Here is a 909-nt window from a genome sequence, read left to right as displayed (position 1 = left end):
TCTTTGCACAAAACTAAGAAAACCGCGTACAAGTGTTTGGTACTTTTGCGCATATAACGCCGCAATTTGCGCGACGGAGTGGAATGGCGGCTTGTTTGCGTGTTTTTGCAAACAAGGTGACAGCCCACGAAGTTCCGCAAGATTACTTGGTTATATGCCTACTGCTTGTAGGGGCTGAATATGATTTTCTGGCCGTTTTGCTGATAAGTCATGAACTGACTGCAAATTAAGCCAAAACTCAGGTGACGTATTAAAAGACTCTGATAATAGCCATGCAGTTTCAGGGGTTACCCCACGCTTACCACGCACTATTTCATTTATGCGCTGTATAGGAACGCCTAGATGTAATGCCAATGCTTTTTGAGTTACCTCAAGAGGCTCTAGAAACTCTTTGAGAAGAATAACTCCTGGGTGTGTTGCTATGCGATTTGAAGGAATCATAATTTACCTCATATTTAGTGGTAATCCACTATTTGGACATCATGAGCAGCGTTAGAATCCCAGCGAAATACAATACGCCACTGAGAATTAATACGAATACTATGGAAACCGTCTAGGTCACCTTTAAGTAGCTCAAGCCTATTTCCGGGAGGCGACTTAAGGTCATCTAGGTTCTGAGCAGCATTAATAACATCAAGCTTATATAAAACTAACTCATGTATCTGATTGGGCAGCTTTCGTGCCCAACGACTAGAAACACCATTAAACAGATCTGATGTAGTTTTATTGCCAAAGGAAATAATCATTTAGGCATATTAACGAATACACGGTATTCATGCAACATATAACGCCGCAATTTGCGCGACGGAGTTAGATGGCGGCTTGTTTGCGTGTTTTTGCAAACAGGGTGACAGCTCACGGAGTTCCGCAAGATTGCTTTGTTATATTTAATCACGCAGCCTCAAAAGA

At 42.0% G+C, this 909-nt stretch carries 2 protein-coding genes; both read right to left on the bottom strand.

All coding sequences use genetic code 11. The features are described 5' to 3' along the window. Nucleotides 1-150 precede the first annotated feature (150 nt). Nucleotides 151-441: a HigA family addiction module antitoxin gene (locus tag A3756_RS06690; protein WP_068511195.1), complete on the bottom strand. Its 291-nt coding sequence runs from the start codon at nt 439-441 to the stop codon at nt 151-153. 14 nt (nt 442-455) lie between these two features. After that, the gene (locus A3756_RS06685; protein WP_068511197.1) at nt 456-746 is read right to left on the bottom strand and encodes a type II toxin-antitoxin system RelE/ParE family toxin; all 291 of its coding nucleotides are present in this window, start codon (nt 744-746) and stop codon (nt 456-458) included. Between the last annotated feature and the right edge of the window lie 163 nt (nt 747-909).

Source organism: Oleiphilus sp. HI0086, assembly GCF_001635225.1.
The sequence above is the reverse complement of the archived record's forward strand: the minus strand, read 5'-3'. Positions and strand labels throughout refer to the sequence as shown.

What these genes read in the sequence shown, in the direction of transcription:
- A3756_RS06685 (WP_068511197.1), bottom strand. Translation starts at nt 746, where the DNA reads ATGATTATTTCCTTTGGCAATAAAACTACATCAGATCTGTTTAATGGT.
- A3756_RS06690 (WP_068511195.1), bottom strand. Translation starts at nt 441, where the DNA reads ATGATTCCTTCAAATCGCATAGCAACACACCCAGGAGTTATTCTTCTC.